The organism is Arsenophonus sp. ENCA (genome assembly GCF_002287155.1).
Classification (GTDB): domain Bacteria; phylum Pseudomonadota; class Gammaproteobacteria; order Enterobacterales; family Enterobacteriaceae; genus Arsenophonus; species Arsenophonus nilaparvatae.
Genome location: NZ_NHNG01000334.1, coordinates 1 through 2105, shown reverse-complemented (window position 1 = coordinate 2105; position 2105 = coordinate 1). Strand labels below are relative to the sequence as shown.

Annotated in this window: 1 protein-coding gene; it reads right to left on the bottom strand. The window is 40.6% G+C overall.

Annotation, left to right across the window (positions count from 1 at the left end; genetic code table 11):
- Positions 1-241: 241 nt before the first annotated feature.
- Positions 242-2105, bottom strand: a 1864-nt coding sequence (locus tag CBG25_RS08955; RefSeq protein ID WP_290606128.1) for an NADP-dependent malic enzyme, incomplete at its 5' end; no start/stop codon positions are given.

Here is a 2105-nt window from a genome sequence, read left to right as displayed (position 1 = left end):
ACATAAACGTCGTATATCTGAAAAAATAACCCTTTATCAACAAAATTGGGACGTAATCAAAAATGCTATTGCTGAGCACATCCGTGTTTTATTAGCGTACCCAAATTAGTTTTGTGCGAAACTCGTGTAAATATTTAAACAATTAATCAACAAAATTAACGGCTATATTTTATCTTGCCATAATATAAAAAACCTCTGTTGTCGTGAGTAACAGAGGCCTAAATTTGTGGTTAATTTTATTCTACAATGGTTGAGTTTGTGCTTCCGCTGCAGCTAGCGCAACCATATTAACGATACGTCGTACCGATACAATCGGCGTTAATATATGAACTGGTTTTGCCATTCCCATTAATACCGGCCCCACAGTGACGCCATTAGAACTGGTAACACGAAGTAAGTTATAACTAATACGCGCAGCTTCCATATTAGGCATAATCAGCAAATTAGCCGATCCTTTTAATGTACTATCCGGCATAATATCTCGCCGAATGTTTTCAACTAATGCTGCATCGCCGTGCATTTCTCCATCAATTTCCAACTCAGGATCGACACGTTTGACCAATGCCAATGTTTTACGCATTTTTTGTGCTGATGGACAGTCTGAAGAACCAAAACTTGAGCGAGATAATAGCGCCACTTTAGGCTCAATACCAAAACGCCTTACCGCCTGTGCCGCCATCAAGGTAAGTTCCGCCAGCTCCTCAGGGGTTGGATTATCATTCACATAGGTATCTGCAATAAAAGTATTGCCCGTTGGCAACATTAGGGCATTCATTGCACCCGCTACTGAACTATTCTGCCGGAAGCCAAGCACATTTTTTATAATGGTAAAATGTTGATTATAACTACCAACAGTACCACAGATCATGCCATCGGCTTCACCTTGGCGGATCATCAACGCACCAATTAAGGTTGGGTTATTGATCACTTCTCTACGGGCCATTTCCTGCGAAACACCATGGCGTTTCATTAATTGATAATATTGTTGCCAATAGGTTTTAAAACGCGGATCATTTTCATTGTTAATCAACTCAAAGTCTTCACCAATTTTAATTTGTAACCCAAGCTTTTCAATCCGCTTTTCAATCACACTGGGTCGACCAATTAAAATCGGATAAGCCAAACCTAAGGATATTAATTCTTGGGTTGCATGCAATATTCGTTCTTCCTCACCTTCCGCTAATACAATCCATTTTTTTTCTTTGCGGGCCAGGGAAAAAATCGGCTTCATAAATAGGTGGGTGCTATAGACAAACTCATTAAGTTTTTCTATATAAGAATCAAAATCTGTAATTGGTCGTGTTGCTACACCAGATTCCATTGCCGCTTTAGCGACTGCTGGCGCAATTTTAACAATTAAGCGCGGATCAAAAGGTTTTGGGATAATATAATCAGCACCAAATTTTAACTCCTGATCACCGTAAGCAGAGACAACAACGTCATTCTGCTCAGCTAATGCCAAATCAGCAATTGCCTGAACACAAGCTAGTTTCATCTCTTCATTAATCGTGGTTGCTCCAACATCCAGCGCGCCGCGAAAGATAAAAGGAAAACAGAGTACATTGTTTACCTGATTAGGATAGTCAGAACGCCCAGTGCAGATAATTGCATCAGGCCGTGCTGCTTTTGCTATTGAAGGAAGAATTTCTGGCTCCGGATTGGCTAATGCTAAGATAAGCGGTGCATTAGCCATCGATTTTACCATTTCCGCAGTCAACACACCCGGCGCTGAGCAACCTAAGAAAATATCCGCGCCTGGGATAACATCCTCTAGAGTACGTAAACCATTATCTTCAATTGCATAAGCGGCTTTAGTTTCATCCATCACTTCATCGCGGCCACGATAAATAACGCCTTTTGAGTCACAGACAATGATATTGCTACGATTAAGACCTAATGCAACCAATAAATTCATGCAGGCGATAGAAGCAGCACCTGCACCTGAAACAACTAAGCGAACCTGGTCAATTTTTTTATTAACAATCCGTAAACCATTCAATCTTGCGGCGGTTGAAATAATGGCAGTACCATGCTGATCATCATGGAAAACAGGGATTTGCATTTTTTCACGCAGTTTTTTCTCAATATAGAAACATTCTGGTGCT